Genomic DNA, 19,531 nt, shown 5'->3' on the forward strand with positions numbered 1-19,531 from the left:
GAAACATCATAGCCTGATTTTTTTCGTTGATTCAGGAAAGCGATACCTCTAAATATCCCTTAAACAGATGAAGAAGGAAGAAGTATCATAGCCTGATAATCTAAGTATACCATAGTACAAGAATTAAAAATAAAATTATCGCTGAAATTGGACGCGGTGAAGATTGGCAAAAATACCGCCTTGTTCAATCAGCTCATCATGTCGGCCTTCCTCAGCAATCCCGTCCTCTGTCACAACGATAATCCGGTCGGCATTGCGGATTGTTGCCAGTCTGTGGGCAATAATAAGTGTGGTTCTGTTTTGGGCGAGCTCTGTCAATGCTTCCTGAATCACCATTTCTGTTTCGGTATCGAGCGCGGATGTCGCTTCATCCAATATCAAGATAGGTGGATTTTTTAGAAACATCCTTGCAATTGCCAGCCGCTGCTTCTGACCGCCGGAAAGCTTGAGACCTCTTTCGCCAATCTGCGTCGCGTAACCATCCGGCAAAGAAGCAATAAATTTTTCAAGATGTGCACGGTTTGCTGCCTCAGCAATTTCCTCATCCGTAGCATCCCGCTTTCCATAGGCGATATTTTCACGAAGTGTCCCTGTGAACAGAAACACATCCTGTTGAACGATGCCGATTTGGGAACGCAGCGATTTTTTCGTCATGTCGCGAATATCGAGACCATCAATATAAATCCCGCCGCCGTTCACATCGTAAAACCTTGGAATCAACGAGCAAATCGTCGTCTTGCCTGCCCCCGACGGCCCTACAAAAGCAACCGTCTCACCGGCACGGATATCCAAATTAATATTTTCCAAAACGGATTTATGGTTATCATAGCGAAAAGACACTTCATCAAAGACGATATTCCCTTTAAGTAACCCTACTTCAACCGCATCCTCTGTATCCTGCACCTCAGGATCAGAATCTATCAGGTCAATAAACCGTTTAAACCCTGCCATTCCTTTTGGATACAATTCCATAATCGCGCTGATTTTATCAATCGGTTTAAAAAGAACATTGACATAAAGAACAAAACCGACAAGTTCCCCGTTAGACAAATGACCGGAGAAGCTCAGCCAGGCACCGTAAACAAGAACGACAATGGTGATCAGTCGCGTCATCATATAAATACCGGAAAGACTATAGGACATTACCCGATAACCGCCAAGCTTAGCGCCGCGGTATCTCTGATTATTCTTTTTAAATCTAGCAATCTCGAATTCTTCGTTTGTAAACGATTGAACGACACGGCTGCCGGAAACACTGTCCTCCACCCGGGCGTTTACATCTGCAATGCTGGAATACATTCGGCTCCATGCCTTGTTCATTTTTAAATTGCAAACGACAACCAATAGGATTAAAAAAGGCAGAATCACTACTGCTACAAGTGCTAACTTTACGTTTATCGTTAGCATAATCCAGAAAGCACCGATAAAAGTCATCAGCGCAATGAATACATCCTCGGGTCCATGATGGGCAAGCTCACCAAGGTCAAACAGATCATTGGTTATTCTGCTCATAATATGCCCCGTTTTCGTATTGTCGAAAAACCGGAATGATTGTTTTTGGACATGCTCGAACAGCTCTTGTCGCATATCTGTTTCAATATTAATCCCGAGCTTATGACCCCAAAAGTTCACAATAAATTGTAAGAAGGTACTCAATAAATAAACCATTAAGAGTCCAATGCTGACTGTGACAATCGCATGCCAATCGCCACCAGGAAGCAGTTCATCAATAAACCATTGAACCGCAAGCGGAAAGGCTAATTCCAACAAGGCCACGATGACTGCGCTGATAAAATCCAAAATAAATAGCCGCTTATGCGGTCGATAATAAGAAAAGAAACGCCGAATCATAGGTAATCCCCTTTTTCTCTAAGTTAGCAATACTAGGATTATATGTGAAAGAGGCGGACAATTTCAAGTTTTTTGAAAATATTACATTCAAAAAAACGCTCGGCTTTGAAAAAAATATGCCAAGCGCTCTATTATTTAATGATGATGATGGTGGCTGCCTTTTGTAGGATTGGTGATCAGCCATTCCTCTTTCGGTAAGTGGAAATATTGAATCCAAATACTATCCAAATTTTCGTCATTTTTATCGAGAATAAAATCAATTTCTCGATCGCTTTTGACGACCACATCATTTTCTGTTGGCGTATCGAGCATCAAATCATAGTGTGCATGATCTCCGTGAATACTTGTAACATAAACTCGGAACATTTTCCCTTGTGCTTCTTCCTGTTCCAACATTTTGTGCAGCGCTTTTGCCGCATGACGGTTAATTTTGACTTTCATTTTCTGCTCTCCTCTTTCTATGTAATCATTATCATTATCCCACGGTTTGTATAAAATAGACAATTTAAAGTGAAGGATCGTCAACTTCGAATTTTGACCATCTACGGATTATTAGAATTCTTTAATCATTTTCTAACGAAAATTTTAACCTCCACTAAAGCTTGCTTAAATGATAGAAGTTACGATTACTAGAGTAAATCTTTAAAAAAGAGGTGGGTTTATATGATAAAAACAAATCAATTACGAAAAGTTTATGATAATGGTTTTGAAGCTGTAAAAAACCTCAGTTTAAATGTAAACAAAGGTGATATTTACGGGTTTCTTGGTCCTAATGGTGCAGGTAAAACGACAACCATTCGCATGCTGATTGGTTTGATCGAACCAACTAGTGGAGACCTCGATGTGAGTAACTTAAATGTAAAAAAGAATAGTGAAGAAATCAAAAAACACATCGGTGTTTTGCCGGAATCACACGGGTACTATGAGTGGATGACTGGTGAGGAGTATCTTCTATTCTTTTCAGCCCTGCACAATATTAATAAAAAGAAAAGAAAGGAAAAGGTTGCTGAACTCTTGGAATTAGTGAGTTTGTCAGCAAAAGCTGATGTAAGGATTTCTCAATATTCAAGAGGGATGAGACAACGATTGGGCATTGCCCGCACACTTATTCATGACCCTGAAATTATTTTTTTAGACGAACCTACCTTGGGGCTAGACCCACAGGGACAAAAGGATATTGAAAATATCCTTCTCCATTTAAATCAAGTAAACGGCGTTACCATTTTCATCACCTCACATTTGTTAAAAGATATTGAAAAGATTTGTAATCGGGTGGCGGTTGTCAAGGCGGGAACCCTCATAGAAGAAGGTTCTGTTATAGGGTTGATGGACAAGTATAAAAAAGAAATTCATAAAGACGACCTTTCATTGGAAGATGTATTTTTCCATCTCACGTCAGATGTTATGGGGGAACAATAATATGTTTTCTGCGTTAGTAAAAAAAGAAACAAAAGAACATATTTTCTCACGAAAAGGAATCGGTTTTTTATTCGTTGTCTCTCTATTGATGAGTATCCTATCGTTTAGTTTCATTAGTGTGAAAGAATTAAGTCTATTAGATCAACCTACTGTTGTCATGACTATGCTAAAACTTTTACTTGGAATTAATATATTGATTTCAATGGTCATTGGCTCAACAATGATTGCTGGCGAAAAAGAAAAAGGTACATTAGAAAGCTTGTTGTTAACGCCCTTAACCAAGAGAAACATCATCCTAGCAAAGCTTTCTGCGATTCTCATTTTTTGGTTGATTGTTACATTGGTGTCTTTACCTTATTTATTTGTATTGGCGTATCAAGCTAACTTATTCCCTACTATCCTCCTTTATTTATATGGGATTGGAACCGTTTTGATTATATCTTTCTCATCCATTGCGTTGATTCTTTCAACCATCTTGGTCTCGACTAAAAATGCGATGATTTTGGCGATCATGTCATTCTTAATAACAGCTATTCCGATGTTTTTATCAACAACGATGAAAAAATCTGGCTTGGCAAAGGTCATTAGTGAAAATAGTCCGGTCTCCGCAAGTATGAAAGCAATGAAAGATATCTTTATCAACAAGCTTGCTTCTTCCCAAGTATTGATCGAACTAATACCTGTGTTCATTTTCTTCCTTTTAACGTTATTTATCGCATTACTGATTGCGAAGAAAGTGGATTTTTTAAGGGGTGAATAACATGAAAAAATATATGACTATCTTACTTTTACTTTCGATTCTATTAATTTTCAATACTGGAATGGCCAGCGCACAAAGCAATTCAAATTTTACTATTGAAATCCTCTCCCCTACGAAAGTAGCTGAGTATCCTGGGAAAGAGTTGAAGATAAAAGTTAAAATTACCAATGCTACTGATAAAGAAATTAAAGATGTTTTTACTTACATTACGATGGCAAATTTATCAAAGAACTGGACGGTAAATTTAGAGGACTATAGTTCCGACCAACCGGTTACAATCGGAACGATGAAGCCGCATGAAGAAAAAATTATCAATCTTCCTATTCAGTTGGTCTATACCGCTGATTATTACTTATATACAACGGTTGTTTCTAAAGAGAATCATGTGATTACTTCAAGTGATGCCATACCAGTGAAAATAATTGGCAATACCAAGATTGTGCCACTTCAAGTACAAATCGTTTCCATTGTAATGCCGTTGCTACTATTAACTTTGTTACTCATTGCTATTAAAAGAAAAAAATAATCGATCCATTAGAAATTTCTAATATATTTATTACCTGATTTTAACTGATTTCAAATAAGAACATAATTAAACAGGGTTAATATAGAGATTGTAAGACATGCTTTTATAAATAAGGAGGAAACAAAAAATGATTGGTACAAAAATATTGGCATCTGTATTAGCATTAGGCGTTATTGGAGGAGGAGCAGTTGGAACCAATTTAGTTAAACCTGCTGCTGCCGTAAGCCAACAAGAAAAGGCTAAAGAAGAAAAACAAGATCCAAATGAACAAGCAAAATTGCAAAAAGAAGCTGCCATAACAAAAGAACAAGCAACTAACACTGTATTGCAAAAATATACAGATGGTACCGTTAAGGAAGTAGAATTAGAAGATGAAGATGGCACTGTCGTTTATGGTGTTCATGTAACAGCCAAGGACGGTAAAAGCTATGATGTAAAAGTTGATGCAAAAACAGGCAAGGTTACGAAATCAGAAGATGATAGTAAGGATGAACAAGATAACGGGAAAGAAAACGAAAACGATTAATCCTTCCTAGTTATGAAGATTTGCATACCTATACGAGAAGTTGAAACTGAACTCCCTTTTACATTCTGTGAAAGGGAGTTTCCTTTCTACTAACAAGAGTCCTGATTTTCAGATTTAATTCCAATTGTTGGGATAAACTAATTTTATTACATGACTCACAAACACGCACGTAGGAGCGATTCAAGTGAAGAAAATTTTATTAATAGAAGATGAAGAAAAATTAGCTAAATTTATTGTTCTAGAGCTGCAATATGAAGGATTTTCAGTGACGGTTTCTAATGATGGCAGAGAAGGTCTAGAGATAGCCTTGCAATCAAATTGGGACCTAATCTTATTAGATCTTATGCTTCCAGGGCTAAATGGGATAGAGGTGTGCCGGAGAATACGTGCTGCAAAAGATACACCTATTATTATGTTAACAGCCAGAGACAGCGTTATGGATCGAGTATCCGGCCTAGATAGTGGTGCAGATGATTATATTCCTAAGCCATTCGCAACAGAGGAATTGTTAGCACGGATACGTGTCATCTTCCGCCGTGCTGAAAGGAACAAGCAACAACACTCCACACTCACCTTTCATGATTTAGAAGTTGACACAATGGCTCGAATTGTAAAACGTGGCAAAGATGAAATTGAATTGACCAAAAAAGAATATGATTTACTGATCATTTTTCTTCAGAATATTGGTCTTGTGCTTACGAGGGAAATGTTATTAGAAAAAGTATGGGGGTACAATGTTGAAGTTGAAACCAATGTTGTAGATGTTTACGTTAGTTATTTAAGAAACAAACTCCACAACTCAAATGGTGAGCAATATATTGAAACCGTGAGAGGAATTGGATATGTGATTCGAAAATGAGAAAAGTTTCCTCGCTTCCAATCAAATATAAACTCGTCTTATGGTCTTCCCTTCTGTTATTTATTTTATTTGTCTTATACAATATCCTTCAATATTCTGTTTTAAATAGTTGGATGCTTACGGAAGAAAACAATGTCATTGAGCAAAAGATGAAAGAAACAAAAGCCTATTATCACGAACGTTCGAAAACCAATTCACTAACAGAACAGGATATTTATTCAAGCAGTGATTACATTGAAAGACTAAGTGGAAATCATCAAATGATCCGTATTCTAAATTCCAAGGGGAAAACGATCATTTCGGCATCTCAAGATGTTCCTGATGAAAACATTCCTTCAAAAATTGTCCAAACGGAAGAGTTTGACCAAATAAAAACAAATGACAATCGGTTTCTCGTTCTACGCAGCCCTTTATTAATGAATAACGGATCGGGAACAATCGAGATTATTCAAAGCATGGAGATTTTTGATGGACTCCTAAATAAATTTATCATTGTCATGCTTTTAGCTGGTTTGGGATCCATTGTTTTAAGCGGCTTTGGTGGGGTTATTATCGCAAAACAATTATTAAAATCGGTAAAAAACATCCTCCAGACGATGAAAAAAATTCAGAAAACTGGATTACACGAAAGAGTACCTTCCAATGGGATAAAGGATGAAATTACAGAAATAGGCGAATTATTCAACCAGACAATGGATAAGCTTGAAGAATCATTTTTGCAGCAAAAACAATTTGTCGAAGACGCGTCTCACGAGCTTCGCACACCGATTGCCATTATTCGAGGGAATCTTACCATGTTAAGACGCTGGGGGAAAAACGACCCTAAACTACTTGATGAATCACTAGATTCAACTCTAGAGGAAGTCAAATATTTGAGTGATCTTGTTTCAGAGCTTTTAGAACTTTCTAGGGCGGAATCCGAAAAACAAAAAGAACAAATTGAATGGATTAATCCGATACCAGTGTTCGAAAATGTTATTAGAAATTTCAAAAACCTCCATAACGATTTTGAGTTTATTCTCGACATGAAGAATTTAGAAGGTGGTTTAATCGCCATTCAACCTAGACACTTGGAGCAAATATTGGTCATATTATTGGATAATGCCGTCAAGTATTCTAAAGATCGGAAATGGATCAAATGCTCGATTCAGAAAAAGGAACATTTCGTGCAAATTGAAATAGAGGATAAAGGTATAGGTATTCCTAAACAAGATATTCCTATGGTTTTGAATCGCTTTTACCGCGTAGATAAAGCAAGAAGTAGAAAACAAGGAGGCTACGGCTTAGGGTTAGCGATTGCAAAACGTTTAATGGAAAAATACAATGGCTCCCTCATCATTGAAAGTGAAGTGAATGAAGGAACGACTGTTATTTTAAGGCTAGTTTCAAATTAATTTTTAAAATTCAAAGCGGCACGAACCATTAATGGTTTGTGCCGCTTCGTTTCTATAGTTCAAGTAAATACTAATTAATTCTTTTTTTGGCTATTCTTTTTTATCTTGACTAATTGGTAACTAATAAATGCAATATATAATGGTATTGCTACATAAATAAAATAAGGGAATCGATGATGTTCTTTTTTAAAAACAATATAAATTGCACAGCCAAGGAATAACGTTATGATAATACCGTATTTTGGCAGCGGAACATCCTTTAGACTAGGAATTTTAATTGTGCTTACCATCAAATAACATAAAAGGAAAAAGGCAATTACGAAAATGTAACCCAGCATTTTACCATGAAACAAGGTCAAAAGTGTTAATAAGCCGCCCGCCGCAGTAATCGGTACCCCTGTAAAGTACTGTAGGGAAGATTTCACAGCGTTAATGTTGAACCTAGCTAATCGATACGCACCGAATAATGGGAAAAGACCGGCAACTGCCATTCCGATAACGCCAAAGGAAGAAAAATAGGCATAATAGGCCATCATCGCAGGTGCAACACCAAAGGTAACAACATCCGCCAATGAATCAAGTTCTTTACCAAGTTCACTTTCCACGCGGAGCATTCTAGCAATCCTTCCATCCATACTGTCAAGCATCATTCCAATTAATATCAGGATGGCGGCATTCTTATAATCCCCTTGCGCTGAATACATAATGGATAAAAAGCCAAAAAATAAGTTCGCCAATGTAAATAAGTTAGGAATACTATTTCTTATAATATGTATCACTCCAATTTTCAATAGCAAAACATTTCAGTTTAAAAAATCACCAAACATTATGTTCCACTTTTATATTTCTTATTATAACGCTTTTCTTGGTAAAATTGGAAAAACCAAATCGCAACAGTTAACCAAAATCCGCTTGCAAGGTATCCCCCGATAATATCACTTGGATAATGGACACCTAAATAGATCCGACTGACTCCAATCGCCAAAACCATGAAAACACTGAAAATAATCAGGACACTCCTTCCCCATCTACTAGGGATATGGCGCCAGAGTAGAAAGGACAGAATGGCATAAACCGTGAAGGCATTCATCGCATGGCCACTTGGAAAACTGTACCCTGAAATCTCAATTAAGCGATGGAAATTGGGACGAACCCGGTGAAAAAAATGTTTCAGAATTTGATTTAATACTGCTGAGCCGAGAATAGCAAATATAAATAATATTAATTCTAACCGATGATGCAATACTTTATAAAGGAAAAATATTAAAAAGATACAAAGGATGATAACTACTGGAGTTGAACCAATTAAGGTAAAAAATTTCATCACTTTTGTTAAAAATGGCGATTCGAGACCTTGAATAGCTGCTATTACATCGTTATCAAAATCGATAATTTTATGGTCACTTATCAACAAAGAGATTAAACTGAAGCCGAGAACGCAGAATAAACTTATGATGAAAGCAATAATTAAATGTACTTTAAGATTCATGACAAGATCCTTTCATTATGTATTTTCACCGACGTAAAATACTTACCATATAGTACCATGAAATAACTAAAATATCACTACCATCTCATGAAAGAAAACTCGCCGATTGGCGAGCTCTATTAGTTTTATATTTAAACCATCATATTATTCATTAGTTGAATGAGGAAGCTCGTCTCTTCTCGTCTTAGTTAAGTAGATGACCAAGCATAAAATCGTTACAAGGAAGATTGCGCTCGTTCCCACTGTTCCTAGACCTAGACCGCCATCTTTGCGAGGCTGTGACAGGTAATCGCCAAGAGAAGCACCGAGAGGACGGGTCAGGATGTAGGCGATCCAGAAGGACAGCACTCCATTCAATTTAAATCGGTAAAATGCGATAGTAACGATACCAATCAGAACAGCGAACATCAGCGCTGACTTCCAGTACCCAAGGTTAAGACCCTCCGCGATGAGATCGCCTGCAGCCGTTCCTAATGCAAAGGTGAACAAAATAGCCAGCCAGTAGAACGCCTCCCGCTTGGTGGTGTAGATAGAGTGAATGGAAAGAGTTTTCTCACTCGCATACCAGGCTGCAAATGCCGCCGCCAGAGCGAGACTGAAGATGACGGTTGTCGTCACTAGAGATACGCCCAGGTTATCCACCAAATTATCAGTTATAAGCGTTCCGACGACGCTAATCATCACGACTGCAAGCCAGTAGATACTTGGCACGTATTTCCTCGACCGGAACTGGAAGAACAGGATAATGACTAAAAGACAGGCCATGACGATCGTTGTATTAGTTAAGCCCCATTTTAAATTAATATTCAGGAAGTCTGCGGCCGTTTCGCCCACAGTTGTGGCCATGATCTTGATAATCCAGAAGAAAATCGTGACTTCCGGAACCTTGTTCAACATCTTCCGTCCAATACTTTCATTACCATATTTGCCCTCAGAATACTCCATTTGGTAATCCTCCTAATTTCCACTAATCGATATGTTTATTTAAGCTTTTCACTAATCTGAATTAATATTCATGAATGTCCTCTGATAAATTAACTATTTTGTTTCGATTTTTTTATTTTTCCATTTAAAAACGAGGTAACATAGTGTAAAAATGATGGCTGTTATGATCGCTGGAGTAACATACGGTTTTGCAGCCTGATTAATTTGATCCCAGTTCGTTCCCAATGTCATCCCGAGATAAAGAAATAGAATGGTCCATGGAATAATCGCAACAATGGTATAGAGGCTAAATTTCGTAAATGACATCCGGGCAATACCTGCAGGAATGGAAATGGCATGTCTCACAACAGGGATAAAGCGTGCCGTAAAAATAACGCCAGACCCATATTTGCTGAACCAATGTTGGGCATGATCAATATGATGTGGTTTAATCAACAAATACCTTCCATATTTATCAAGGATTGGTCTTCCCCCATATCTTCCTAACCAATATAGGAACCACTGAGCAATAATCCCTCCTATTGTCCCAGCAACCACTGCACCTAGGAATGAAATTTTTCCGATGGAAACTAAATATCCACCATATGCTAATACGATTTCACTTGGGATGACCTCTACCATTAAGCCAAGGGTAATTCCTAAATATCCAAGGCTTGAAAGCAAATCAAAGATGGATTGAATGAAATGTGACATACTCTACCTACCCTTTTTAAAGAATTTCTCTTATTTAGGAGTTAGTCCCGCGCTACTTGAAGAAGCAAACGAACCGTCCCCTCGCTTCATTTAAACCGGTACCCCGCACCCCATACAGTCTCAATATATTGTGGATTAGAAGGGTCGGTTTCAATCTTTTCTCGTATTTTCCGGATGTGCACGGTGACAGTTGAAATGTCACCGAGCGAATCAAGACCCCATAACTTTTCGAATAATTGTTCTTTGCTAAAGACATGGTTTGGATGGAGTGCAAAAAAGGTTAGCACATCAAACTCCTTTGTGGTAACAGCAACTTCTTGATTATTGACATAAACCCGTCTGGGAGCTTGATCAATTCGAAGTCCGCGCACCATAATACTATCATTTTCCGGTTCCCTTCCAATTAGTCTTTGATAACGAGATAGATGCGCCTTAACCCTTGCAACCAGCTCACTCGGACTAAAGGGCTTGACAATATAATCATCGGCACCCAATCCCAAACCACGGATTTTATCAATGTCTTCTTTTTTGGCAGAGACCATCAGGATGGGGATATCCTTTTCGGTTCGAATAGCTTTACAAATCTGGAAGCCATCAACCCCTGGGAGCATAAGATCGAGCAGTACCAAATCGACATTCTCATCTAAAGCCATTTGTAAGCCCTCATCACCTGTTAACGCAATCTCAACCGAAAACCCATCTATTTCTAAGTAATCTCGTTCCAGCTCGGCAATGCTTTTGTCATCTTCAATAATTAAGATCCGTTTCATTTATCTTCACCTGCTTTTTCTAACGTAAAAGAAATCGTTGTTCCGTGCCCTTTTTGGCTTTCTGCCCAGATTGAACCATGATGTTCTTCGATGATTCGCTTCGCAATTGATAAACCCAGTCCACTACCGCCTTTTTCCGTTCCTCGTGCCATATCGACACGGTAAAAGCGGTCAAAAATCATCGGTAATTTCTCTTCCTCAATCCCTGGACCGTTGTCAGTCATTTTGAAAAGAACATAAGAATCTACTGTAGATAAATGAAAGGTAAGCTCCTTGACCGGTTTATCGATATACTTCAAAGAATTATCGACAATATTGGTTATGACCCGTTTCAGGTGCTCACGGTCAGCGACGATGAGATAATCACCATTTTTTTCTATATTTAGACTGATTCCAACTTTCTTTTCCTCCAAATCAAACCGCAGCTCTTCAACAAAGTCCTGAAGGTAGTGATCAAACTGAATGTTTTCAAAATGAAAAGGAAGGCGCTGTAAGTCTAATTTTGAATATAAAAACAGTTCATCAATCATATGATCCAAATCGATTGATTTTGAATGAATCGTTTGAATGTAGCGTTCGATTTTTTCGGGGCTGTTGGCCACGCCATCGCGAATTCCTTCCACATACCCTTTAATGGTCGTAATCGGTGTTTTTAGATCATGAGAAATATTGGCGATTAACTCTTTGCGATTTTCCTCATAAGCTAACTGCTTTTCAATCGATTCTTTTAACCTAACCCTCATTTCCTCAAACCCTTGGGCAAGTTGTCCGATTTCATCCTTGGATTTAACCGGAATCGGTTGATTAAGGTTTCCTTCTTTTATTTGCTCAGCAGCTTTCTGTAATCTTCGAATCGGGCGGATGATACTTCTTGACACATAGTAAGTCAGCAATCCATTCGTTAAGATTAAGATTAGGATTAATATAATAAATAAAATCGGAAAAGAAGAACGAACAAATTTAGCAAAACTGCTGGCATCTGTTACAAAAAACAAGGATCCTTCTGACCCATCAGGATAGAAAAAATCAAGTTTTTTTATCGAAATAAATTGATGATCAACTTGTTCAACTGGATCCACTTCACCAAATAAACCAAACGGCGGAAGTTCCTCCGTATCCAACCCGTTTAATTTAGCAGGTAAGTAAGAGATGGTTTCTCCTTTTCTCACCACTAATGAGGTGCCACCTGTATTATTTAATTGACTGTCCATCTTCTTTAAATAGGTTTGATCTAAAAATTTTCCAGGGTTTCTCAATGTTTCCTTGTGTAAATCAATAAATAATTGATCTTTTTGAGAAATATGGTGGTAATGCTCCGGCGGCAGGTAGATGTTTCGTAATTCTTTAATATCCCCTCTAAATAGTAAAGCCACTAAAAGTGCGGATAAAACAACGAAAAAGATGGGCACAAGAATCATTGCGAGATTGGATAATAAAAGTCTTAAACGAATCGACATCTAAACACTACCTTCTAAATTAAATTCCTTTTTACTAAACCTATAGTAGCCTAGTGTGAAGAATAATGCACAAAAGGATAAAAGATAAATCGTTTTGCCGAAAATTTCCTATTCAATTCTCTTCCTCCTTCGGTGCATAGTGTTGTTACATGATAAGAATAAACGACCAAGCTAAACACACTATTAATGAAATATTAATAATTTCTTAAATCGGTATCTTTTGGTAAAAAAATTTCATTGAAAAAGCAATCCTCTCATATAGAAAGAATTGCTTAAGCTTTACATTTACATTATGAAACTTTCGGCTTCTTTTTCACTGATTCATTGGTTTTATCTTTAGAGAAAAACCACCCTGCAGCGGCAATCCCAACTAACACTGCGTAAAAACTTACTTTCCATTCAGTTGAATGGGCAAATTCCTCGCTAAGAATCGCTAACGCCGGATGTGAAAGTGTGTAGAAAGCAAGCTTTACCCCTACCCAGCCAACAATCGCGAAGGCAGCAATTTCCAAACCTGGTCTTCTTTCTAACAACTTAACAAACTGATTAGCAGCAAAGCGCATAATCACTAACCCGATTATTCCACCGGCAAATATAACCAAGAATTTACCTCCGTCAAGGCCGCCGATATTTGGCAGCGGAGTATCTGGGAGGACAACCGCCATTGCCACAGCGGCAAGAATCGAGTCAACAGCAAAGGCAATATCCGCTAATTCAACCTTCAAAACCGTGACCCAGAAACTGCTGCTTTTTTTGGAAACCTCCTGTTTATCAGGCTGGTCCGCTTTCCCTTTCGCAACCTTGCGGAAAATATGATTCCCCGCCATAAATAATAGATATAGCGCGCCAATCGCTTGGACCTGCCACACATCTACAAGGAACGAAATCGCAAATAGTGAAGCGAAACGGAACACAAACGCTCCCGCCAACCCATAAAATAAGGCCTTTTTTCGCTTTTCTTCAGGAAGATCTTTTACCATAATCGCAAGGACTAATGCATTATCTGCTGCTAAAAGCCCTTCCAATCCCACCAAAATTAGTAACACCCAGCTGTACTCCAGTACCAAACTAAAATCCATGAATTGTGCCTCCTCTAAAGTAAGTTTCTTTCTAAAATTGTTCCCTCTCGCCAATAAAAATAGACCTTTACTGATCCCAGTAAAGGCCTAAAGAAAACAGAAAAAGACCTTTACCGTAAAGTAAAGGTCTTGCTAACAACGTCCATGTTGCCAATAAAGCCGGAGAAGGTTTTCTCGAAGTGACGACTTTATTGTAGCAGCTACTCCCCTTTAAAAAGGAAATATTTTATTACTATTAATATAGTATACTTTAAAGCAGTTGTCAATGTGAAGCTGTGGAACGATTACAAACCATATACCTCAGAGTATTTTTGCTCAAGATATTCGACAAGATAGTCGGCATTCAATTCCTCACCGGTTACTTTTACAATCAATTCATTCGGTGTATAAAGCTTTCCGTATTGATGGATGTTTTCCTTTAACCATTCTTGAAGCAGGTCAAAGCGCCCATTTTCAATTAGGTTATAGAAATCCGGCAAGTCTTTTTTGATAGCCCGAAGAATTTGCGCTGCATAAAGATTTCCTAATGAATAGGATGGGAAATAGCCAATTCCGCCAAAGGACCAATGAACATCCTGAAGGACGCCCTCTGTGTCCGTACTTGGTGTAACCCCAAGGTAATCCTGCATTTTCTGGTTCCAAATACCAGGCAGGTCCTTCGCTTCAATTACCCCCGCAATGAGGTCTTTTTCAATTTCATAACGCAGCATTATATGCAGATTATACGTTAATTCATCTGCTTCCACACGAATAAACGACGGCTGGACAGTGTTAACAGCACGATAGAATTCATCGACACTAACATTTTCAAGCTGTTCAGGAAAATGGGTTTGAAGCTGCGGGTAAAAATAATACCAGAATTCTCTGCTGCGTCCTACCATATTTTCTAAAAATCTTGATTGCGATTCATGAATTCCAAAGGATGCCCCGCTCTGAAGAACAGACTCCTCATATTCAGGATTCACATGCTGCTCATAGATGCCATGCCCTGCTTCATGAATTGTCCCGAAAAGGGCGGAACGGACATTTTTTTCTAGGTAGCGGGTTGTTAAGCGGACATCGCCAATCGTAACCGTTTGCGCGAAGGGATGAACAGTTTCATCCAGTCTGCCGGCATCCATATCAAAGCCAATAATCGGCAAAATATAGCGATTAAATGCTTTTTGTGTCTCAATATCAAATGATTGATCAAAAACCTCGACAGATGTAGGCTTTCCATGTTTTTGAATCCGCTCTAGCAGTTTAACGCTTGATTCTCTTAGTTTAGCAAACAAAGGGTCTAGTCTTTTCACCGTTAAACCTGGTTCAAATTCGTCGAGGAGTGCATCGTACGGATGCTCTTCATAGCCATAAATTTCCGCAAACTTCCGTCTAAATTGAACTATTTTCTCTAAATAAGGAAGATAGTGGGCAAAATCATTGTTGGCTCTCGCTTCCTCCCAGGCATCATTTGCTTGCCCAGTTAAGATGCTGTATTCCTGAAAAAGGTCAGCTGGGATGCTTTTCGATTTTTGATAGTACTCTTTATATTCTCTAACCTTTGCTTTTGTCACAGCATCCAAATCACTTGCAGCTGATAATATTGCTAACAAATGGCCCATTTCCTCTGAAACGGAAAGTTTAAACACTTCCGTCCGTAATGTCCCGGAAGCTTTCGCAAACACATTTCGCCCTTTTTTCGGAGCCATAACCTTTGAATCCCAGTCAGCTAGACCAATAATACTTGAAAAATGAGTAATTTTTTCATCTAATACCCTAAATTGTTCAAATGCGGTCTGTAACTCTTGATCCATCACTTTCTGTTCCATATGTAGACCCCCTAAACATAATTCTTTTTCTTAAAGAATGATAGTTACATAAACAGCAACATCCTTTTTTATTATAATTCAAAAATTCAAATAAGGGAAAAAATTAGATAACTTTTTCATTGACAAAAAATTCATTATGGATAAGGAATTCCACTTGTTAACGAATCATCTTAAGATTCAAACCTGTATAAATTTAACATATTAAAGTAAAAACTAAGCTCTAATGCAGGAAAATCTCTTTTGCTTAGTAGATAACGTATTTAGGAGGCCGTTATTTTATGCAGGACAGAACAGGGACGGCAGTTGGAAAGCCGATACAAAGAATTGATGCCGTTGAAAAAGCAGCAGGAACAGTTCGATACATAGACGACTATACGTTACCCGGCTTGGCCTACGCGAAGCTAGTTAAGTCCAGCCATGCCCATGCCAAGATTAACGCGATTGACTCAACAGAGGCATGGAAGGTACCTGGAGTGCGTGCGATTATCACAGGAAAAATGTTTCCGTTTCATATTGGCCCGATCCTCGCAGACCGGCCGCCCTTGGCGATTGAAAAGGTCCGCTATTACGGCGAACCGGTTGCCATCGTTGTTGCTGACCATGAATATCAAGCAAAAAGAGCTGCCGCCCTCGTTAAGGTCGACTACGAACCATTACCGGTAGTCAATTCCGTACGGGATGCCTTTCAAACTGGAGCTCCCTTAGTCCATGAAAACTCTGGCCAATACATGAAAATTATTAGCAACGTCTACCCCGTTCAGGGAACGAACATTGGCAGCCATATTAAGATTCGCAAGGGTGATTTCATCAAGACGTGGGAAGCCTGCACGACAAAGGTGAAAGAAACCTACTCTTTTAACCTTTCCGATCATGTAGCCCTTGAGACGAGAAGTACTAGGGTAGAAATAAAATCTTCCGGCAAGGTGATTATTCATACGACGACGCAATCACCTTTTACGATAAAAAAAGTCATGAATCAATTCTTTAATATTGAACTGGGCAATATCATTGTCCATACGACAATTGTCGGTGGTGCATTTGGAGGGAAAGGCACAGTCCAGCTAGAACCACTCGCCTATTTGGCGTCAAAAGCAGTTGGCGGAAAAATGGTGAAATTGGATTATGAGCGCGAAGAAGATCTGATTACTGCTCCCTGTCATATTGGCGTAGAAGCGACGATTTCGCTTGGAACCAATCAAGATGGAAAAATCATCGCAGGGCAATACACGTTCTTGATTGATTCAGGTGCCTACACGGACCAAGCAGCTGGAATTACGCGAGCAATGGCCCTTGATTGCACAGGACCCTATAATGTCCCGAATGTTTGGTGTGATTCGTACTGTATGTATACCAATCACCCCTATGCTACCTCTTTCAGGGGATACGCCCATCCGGAACTTACCTTTGCCGTCGAGCGGACCATGGACCAGCTTGCCAAAAAATTATCGATTGATCCTATCGTGCTCCGAAAAATGAATGTGATTCAACCTGGGGACACTTCACCAACACAGTCTGTCATTACCGCAAATAATATTGGTGATACCTTGAAATGCCTAGAAAGGGCAAAGGACCTCATCCAATGGGATGCGGGGCAGCGGCTCGAAATCAGCAAGAATAAAATAAGAGCAAAGGGTATCAGTACATTTTGGAAAACATCAACAACAGCCACGAATGCTCAGTCAGGTGCGATTCTAAAGTTTGAAGCAGACGGCAGTGTCAATTTAATCTGCGCGGCAATTGAATTAGGACAAGGAACCAAAACCATTTTAGCGCAAATCATCGCTGAAAGATTAAAAATGGAAATGAATAAGATTCATATAATGATGGAAGTCAATTCCTCCTATGACCCGCATCAATGGCGGACGGTTGCCAGCAGTACAACCTTTTTAGCAGGAAGAGCCGTTTTGGCCGCCTGCGATGATGCGATTTCGCAGCTAAAAAGAACCGCCGCAATCGCATTAAAATGTTCTGAGGAGGACTTAGAAGTTGGCGGCGACCGCGTTTATTTAAAACCAAATCCCGAATATGGTGTCCAAATAAAGGATATCGCTTTAGGTTATCAATACCCAAATGGGCATGCGGTGGAAGGTCAAGTAGTTGGTCACGGAAAATACATTCAAAGGCATTTAACTCCAATGGATAAGGAAACCGGTTTTGGTAAACCTGGACCGTGGTGGTCTGTAGGAACACAAGCAATTGAAGTTGAATGGGATACAAGGGATTATACGTACAAAATTTTAAAAGCTGTAACTGTGCTTGACGGCGGCACCATCATTAACCCGGCAACCGCAACCCAGCAAATGAGAGGCGGAATGTATTTAGGTCTTAGCTTTGCCAGCAGCGAAGCGTTTCTATTTGATGAAGAAGGAATTGTTCAAAACCCGCAATTACGGACATATCAAATTATCAGATTTGGCGAACAGCCCATGGAATACCTAGTTGAATTTATTGAATCCCCTGCCGCTGACGGGCCATACGGGGCGCGCGGAATCGGCGAATATGGGGTAATTGGCATGGCGGGGGCACTTGCCAACAGTCTTTCCACGGCTGTACAAGTAGAATTGAATCATTTGCCATTAATTCCTGAGTTAATCTGGAAGACAAAGAAGGAGCACTTGAAATGATTCCGTTTGACTTTGAATATTACAAACCAGATACCATTACTGAGGCGATTCAGACGTTTCAGGATATTGAGAGTCAGGGGAAAAAGGTCATCTATTATAGCGGAGGGACAGAATTTATTACTTTTTCGCGAATAAATAAACTGAGTGCTGACGCCGTTATTGATCTGAAAGGGATTCCTGAATGCCAAGTATTAGGATCCCTGGGAGAGATGCTGGTTTTCGGTTCTGCCATTTCATTAAATAAAATTACCCAATCCAATTTATTTCCGCTTCTCGGTCAAGCCGTCAAACAAATAGCCGATCATACATCGAGAAACAAGATTACAATAGGCGGGAATCTCCATAGCCGGTTAATCTATCGCGAAGGGGTACTTCCGCTGCTTTTGGCGGATGCTCAAGTAAAGATTGCCGGCAAAGATGGGGAACAACTGGTTGAATTGAAAGATATTTTTCAGCAAGAAATGAAATTGGAATCAGGGCAGTTCCTTGTGCAAATTTTAGTAGAAAAAGCCTATAGCGCCTATCAGTATGTCAGCCTAAAGAAAACTAAAGCTTCTAAAGTGGGGTATCCAGTCGTCTCCCTTGCAGCAATCGCAAAAGACAATCAGATCCGAGCGGCATTTAGCGGTGTCTGTGCGTATCCCTTTAGGTCCACTCGAATGGAGGCGGCGTTAAATGATTCTTCCTTTCCAATCGAAAAGCGGATTGACCATTCAGTCAGCTGCCTTCCCGCACCGATTATTGATGATATTCAGGCATCTAGCGATTACCGCAAATTTGTGTTAATTAATGCACTAAACGATACGATGGACGCTTTGAAAGGGGCGATTTCATGATCAAAAATGGTACAACTAAATCAGTTGTAAAATTACATGTAAATGGAGATAGTCATGAGGTAACCATTCGCTCCGCTGACACGCTCCTTTATACATTAAGAGAACAGCTCGGTTTAAGCGGTGCTAAGCGGGCTTGTGAAAATGGCGATTGCGGCGCCTGTACAGTCCTAGTAAATGGCGAACCAATGCATTCCTGTTTGTCACTGTCCATCGAAGCCATCAACCAGCCAATCACGACCATTGAAGGTTTAATGAATTCTCCGATTCAAAAAATCTTTGTCGAAAAATGGGCGATTCAATGCGGCTATTGTACACCAGGTTTTATCTTAAATTGCCATGCACTAGCAGAAACAGACCCGAACGCAACGGATGAAGTAATCGAAGAGTGGATGCAGTCCAATCTTTGCCGCTGCACAGGCTACCAGGAAATTAAAGAAGCGGTAAAGACTGTTTTACAAGAAAAGACAAACACAATATGATGCCCCAGACTTGGAA

Annotated in this window: 19 protein-coding genes; 9 read left to right on the top strand and 10 right to left on the bottom strand. The window is 39.3% G+C overall.

The genetic code is table 11. The annotated features are described in order from the left end of the window. Window positions 1–135: 135 nt before the first annotated feature. Window positions 136–1,851 carry an ABC transporter ATP-binding protein gene (locus ACFVSW_RS13750; protein WP_387316861.1) on the bottom strand — a complete coding sequence of 572 codons (1,716 nt, stop codon included), beginning with the start codon at window positions 1,849–1,851 and terminating at the stop codon, window positions 136–138. Between the two features lie 135 nt (window positions 1,852–1,986). After that, entirely contained in the window at window positions 1,987–2,292 is a 306-nt protein-coding gene (locus tag ACFVSW_RS13755; protein ID WP_387316863.1) for an iron-sulfur cluster assembly accessory protein, read from the bottom strand. A gap of 222 nt (window positions 2,293–2,514) precedes the next feature. Here ACFVSW_RS13755 and ACFVSW_RS13760 point away from each other — a divergent pair, with 222 nt between their 5' ends. The 6 genes from ACFVSW_RS13760 to ACFVSW_RS13785 all read left to right on the top strand — a co-directional run bounded on the left by ACFVSW_RS13760 (window position 2,515) and on the right by ACFVSW_RS13785 (window position 7,335). Further along, complete coding sequence (locus ACFVSW_RS13760; RefSeq protein ID WP_387316865.1) at window positions 2,515–3,270, top strand: ABC transporter ATP-binding protein; 756 nt, start codon at window positions 2,515–2,517, stop codon at window positions 3,268–3,270. A 1-nt stretch (window position 3,271) separates the two neighbouring features. Further along, on the top strand, window positions 3,272–4,030 hold the full coding sequence (locus ACFVSW_RS13765) for an ABC transporter permease (protein WP_387316868.1): 759 nt from the start codon (window positions 3,272–3,274) through the stop codon (window positions 4,028–4,030). A gap of 1 nt (window position 4,031) precedes the next feature. Next, window positions 4,032–4,556, top strand: a complete 525-nt coding sequence (locus tag ACFVSW_RS13770; RefSeq protein ID WP_387316870.1) for a hypothetical protein — start codon at window positions 4,032–4,034, stop codon at window positions 4,554–4,556. Between the two features lie 127 nt (window positions 4,557–4,683). Then, window positions 4,684–5,082 carry a PepSY domain-containing protein gene (locus ACFVSW_RS13775; RefSeq protein ID WP_387316871.1) on the top strand — a complete coding sequence of 133 codons (399 nt, stop codon included), beginning with the start codon at window positions 4,684–4,686 and terminating at the stop codon, window positions 5,080–5,082. A 184-nt stretch (window positions 5,083–5,266) separates the two neighbouring features. Next, complete coding sequence (locus tag ACFVSW_RS13780; protein WP_387316874.1) at window positions 5,267–5,941, top strand: response regulator transcription factor; 675 nt, start codon at window positions 5,267–5,269, stop codon at window positions 5,939–5,941. Then, window positions 5,938–7,335 carry a sensor histidine kinase gene (locus ACFVSW_RS13785; protein WP_387316876.1) on the top strand — a complete coding sequence of 466 codons (1,398 nt, stop codon included), beginning with the start codon at window positions 5,938–5,940 and terminating at the stop codon, window positions 7,333–7,335. Before ACFVSW_RS13780 ends, ACFVSW_RS13785 begins: the two co-directional genes overlap by 4 nt. 74 nt (window positions 7,336–7,409) lie before the next feature. On the opposite strand, the gene pssA is transcribed toward ACFVSW_RS13785, so the two are convergent. The 8 genes from pssA to ACFVSW_RS13825 all read right to left on the bottom strand — a co-directional run bounded on the left by pssA (window position 7,410) and on the right by ACFVSW_RS13825 (window position 15,576). Continuing rightward, entirely contained in the window at window positions 7,410–8,126 is a 717-nt protein-coding gene (pssA, locus tag ACFVSW_RS13790; protein WP_387316879.1) for a CDP-diacylglycerol--serine O-phosphatidyltransferase, read from the bottom strand. Between the two features lie 35 nt (window positions 8,127–8,161). Then, the gene (locus ACFVSW_RS13795; RefSeq protein WP_387316881.1) at window positions 8,162–8,824 is read right to left on the bottom strand and encodes a phosphatase PAP2 family protein; all 663 of its coding nucleotides are present in this window, start codon (window positions 8,822–8,824) and stop codon (window positions 8,162–8,164) included. A gap of 144 nt (window positions 8,825–8,968) precedes the next feature. Continuing rightward, a complete protein-coding gene (locus ACFVSW_RS13800; protein ID WP_387316883.1) occupies window positions 8,969–9,769 on the bottom strand; it encodes a COG4705 family protein in 801 nt (266 codons plus the stop codon). A gap of 93 nt (window positions 9,770–9,862) precedes the next feature. Then, the gene (uptA, locus tag ACFVSW_RS13805) at window positions 9,863–10,462 is read right to left on the bottom strand and encodes an undecaprenyl phosphate transporter UptA (RefSeq protein ID WP_387316884.1); all 600 of its coding nucleotides are present in this window, start codon (window positions 10,460–10,462) and stop codon (window positions 9,863–9,865) included. Between the two features lie 86 nt (window positions 10,463–10,548). Beyond that, the gene (locus ACFVSW_RS13810; RefSeq protein ID WP_387316886.1) at window positions 10,549–11,232 is read right to left on the bottom strand and encodes a response regulator transcription factor; all 684 of its coding nucleotides are present in this window, start codon (window positions 11,230–11,232) and stop codon (window positions 10,549–10,551) included. Then, on the bottom strand, window positions 11,229–12,689 hold the full coding sequence (locus tag ACFVSW_RS13815; RefSeq protein WP_387316888.1) for a sensor histidine kinase: 1,461 nt from the start codon (window positions 12,687–12,689) through the stop codon (window positions 11,229–11,231). The genes ACFVSW_RS13810 and ACFVSW_RS13815 overlap by 4 nt, the downstream gene beginning before the upstream one ends. 290 nt (window positions 12,690–12,979) lie before the next feature. Beyond that, the gene (locus ACFVSW_RS13820; protein ID WP_387316890.1) at window positions 12,980–13,768 is read right to left on the bottom strand and encodes a TerC family protein; all 789 of its coding nucleotides are present in this window, start codon (window positions 13,766–13,768) and stop codon (window positions 12,980–12,982) included. A gap of 284 nt (window positions 13,769–14,052) precedes the next feature. Further along, window positions 14,053–15,576: a carboxypeptidase M32 gene (locus ACFVSW_RS13825; protein WP_387316893.1), complete on the bottom strand. Its 1,524-nt coding sequence runs from the start codon at window positions 15,574–15,576 to the stop codon at window positions 14,053–14,055. Between the two features lie 278 nt (window positions 15,577–15,854). On the opposite strand from ACFVSW_RS13825, the gene ACFVSW_RS13830 reads away from it, so the two are divergent. Genes ACFVSW_RS13830 through ACFVSW_RS13840 form a run of 3 tightly spaced genes read left to right on the top strand, consistent with a single transcriptional unit; the run spans window position 15,855 to window position 19,515 of the window. After that, window positions 15,855–18,200: a xanthine dehydrogenase family protein molybdopterin-binding subunit gene (locus ACFVSW_RS13830; RefSeq protein ID WP_387316896.1), complete on the top strand. Its 2,346-nt coding sequence runs from the start codon at window positions 15,855–15,857 to the stop codon at window positions 18,198–18,200. Further along, window positions 18,197–19,036: an FAD binding domain-containing protein gene (locus ACFVSW_RS13835; protein ID WP_387316899.1), complete on the top strand. Its 840-nt coding sequence runs from the start codon at window positions 18,197–18,199 to the stop codon at window positions 19,034–19,036. Before ACFVSW_RS13830 ends, ACFVSW_RS13835 begins: the two co-directional genes overlap by 4 nt. Further along, window positions 19,033–19,515, top strand: coding sequence for a (2Fe-2S)-binding protein (locus ACFVSW_RS13840; protein WP_387316902.1), 483 nt, complete (start codon window positions 19,033–19,035; stop codon window positions 19,513–19,515). Before ACFVSW_RS13835 ends, ACFVSW_RS13840 begins: the two co-directional genes overlap by 4 nt. The last annotated feature ends 16 nt before the right edge of the window (window positions 19,516–19,531 follow it).

The sequence above is a fragment of the Neobacillus sp. NPDC058068 genome (genome assembly GCF_042885335.1).
Taxonomy (GTDB): domain Bacteria; phylum Bacillota; class Bacilli; order Bacillales; family Cytobacillaceae; genus Neobacillus.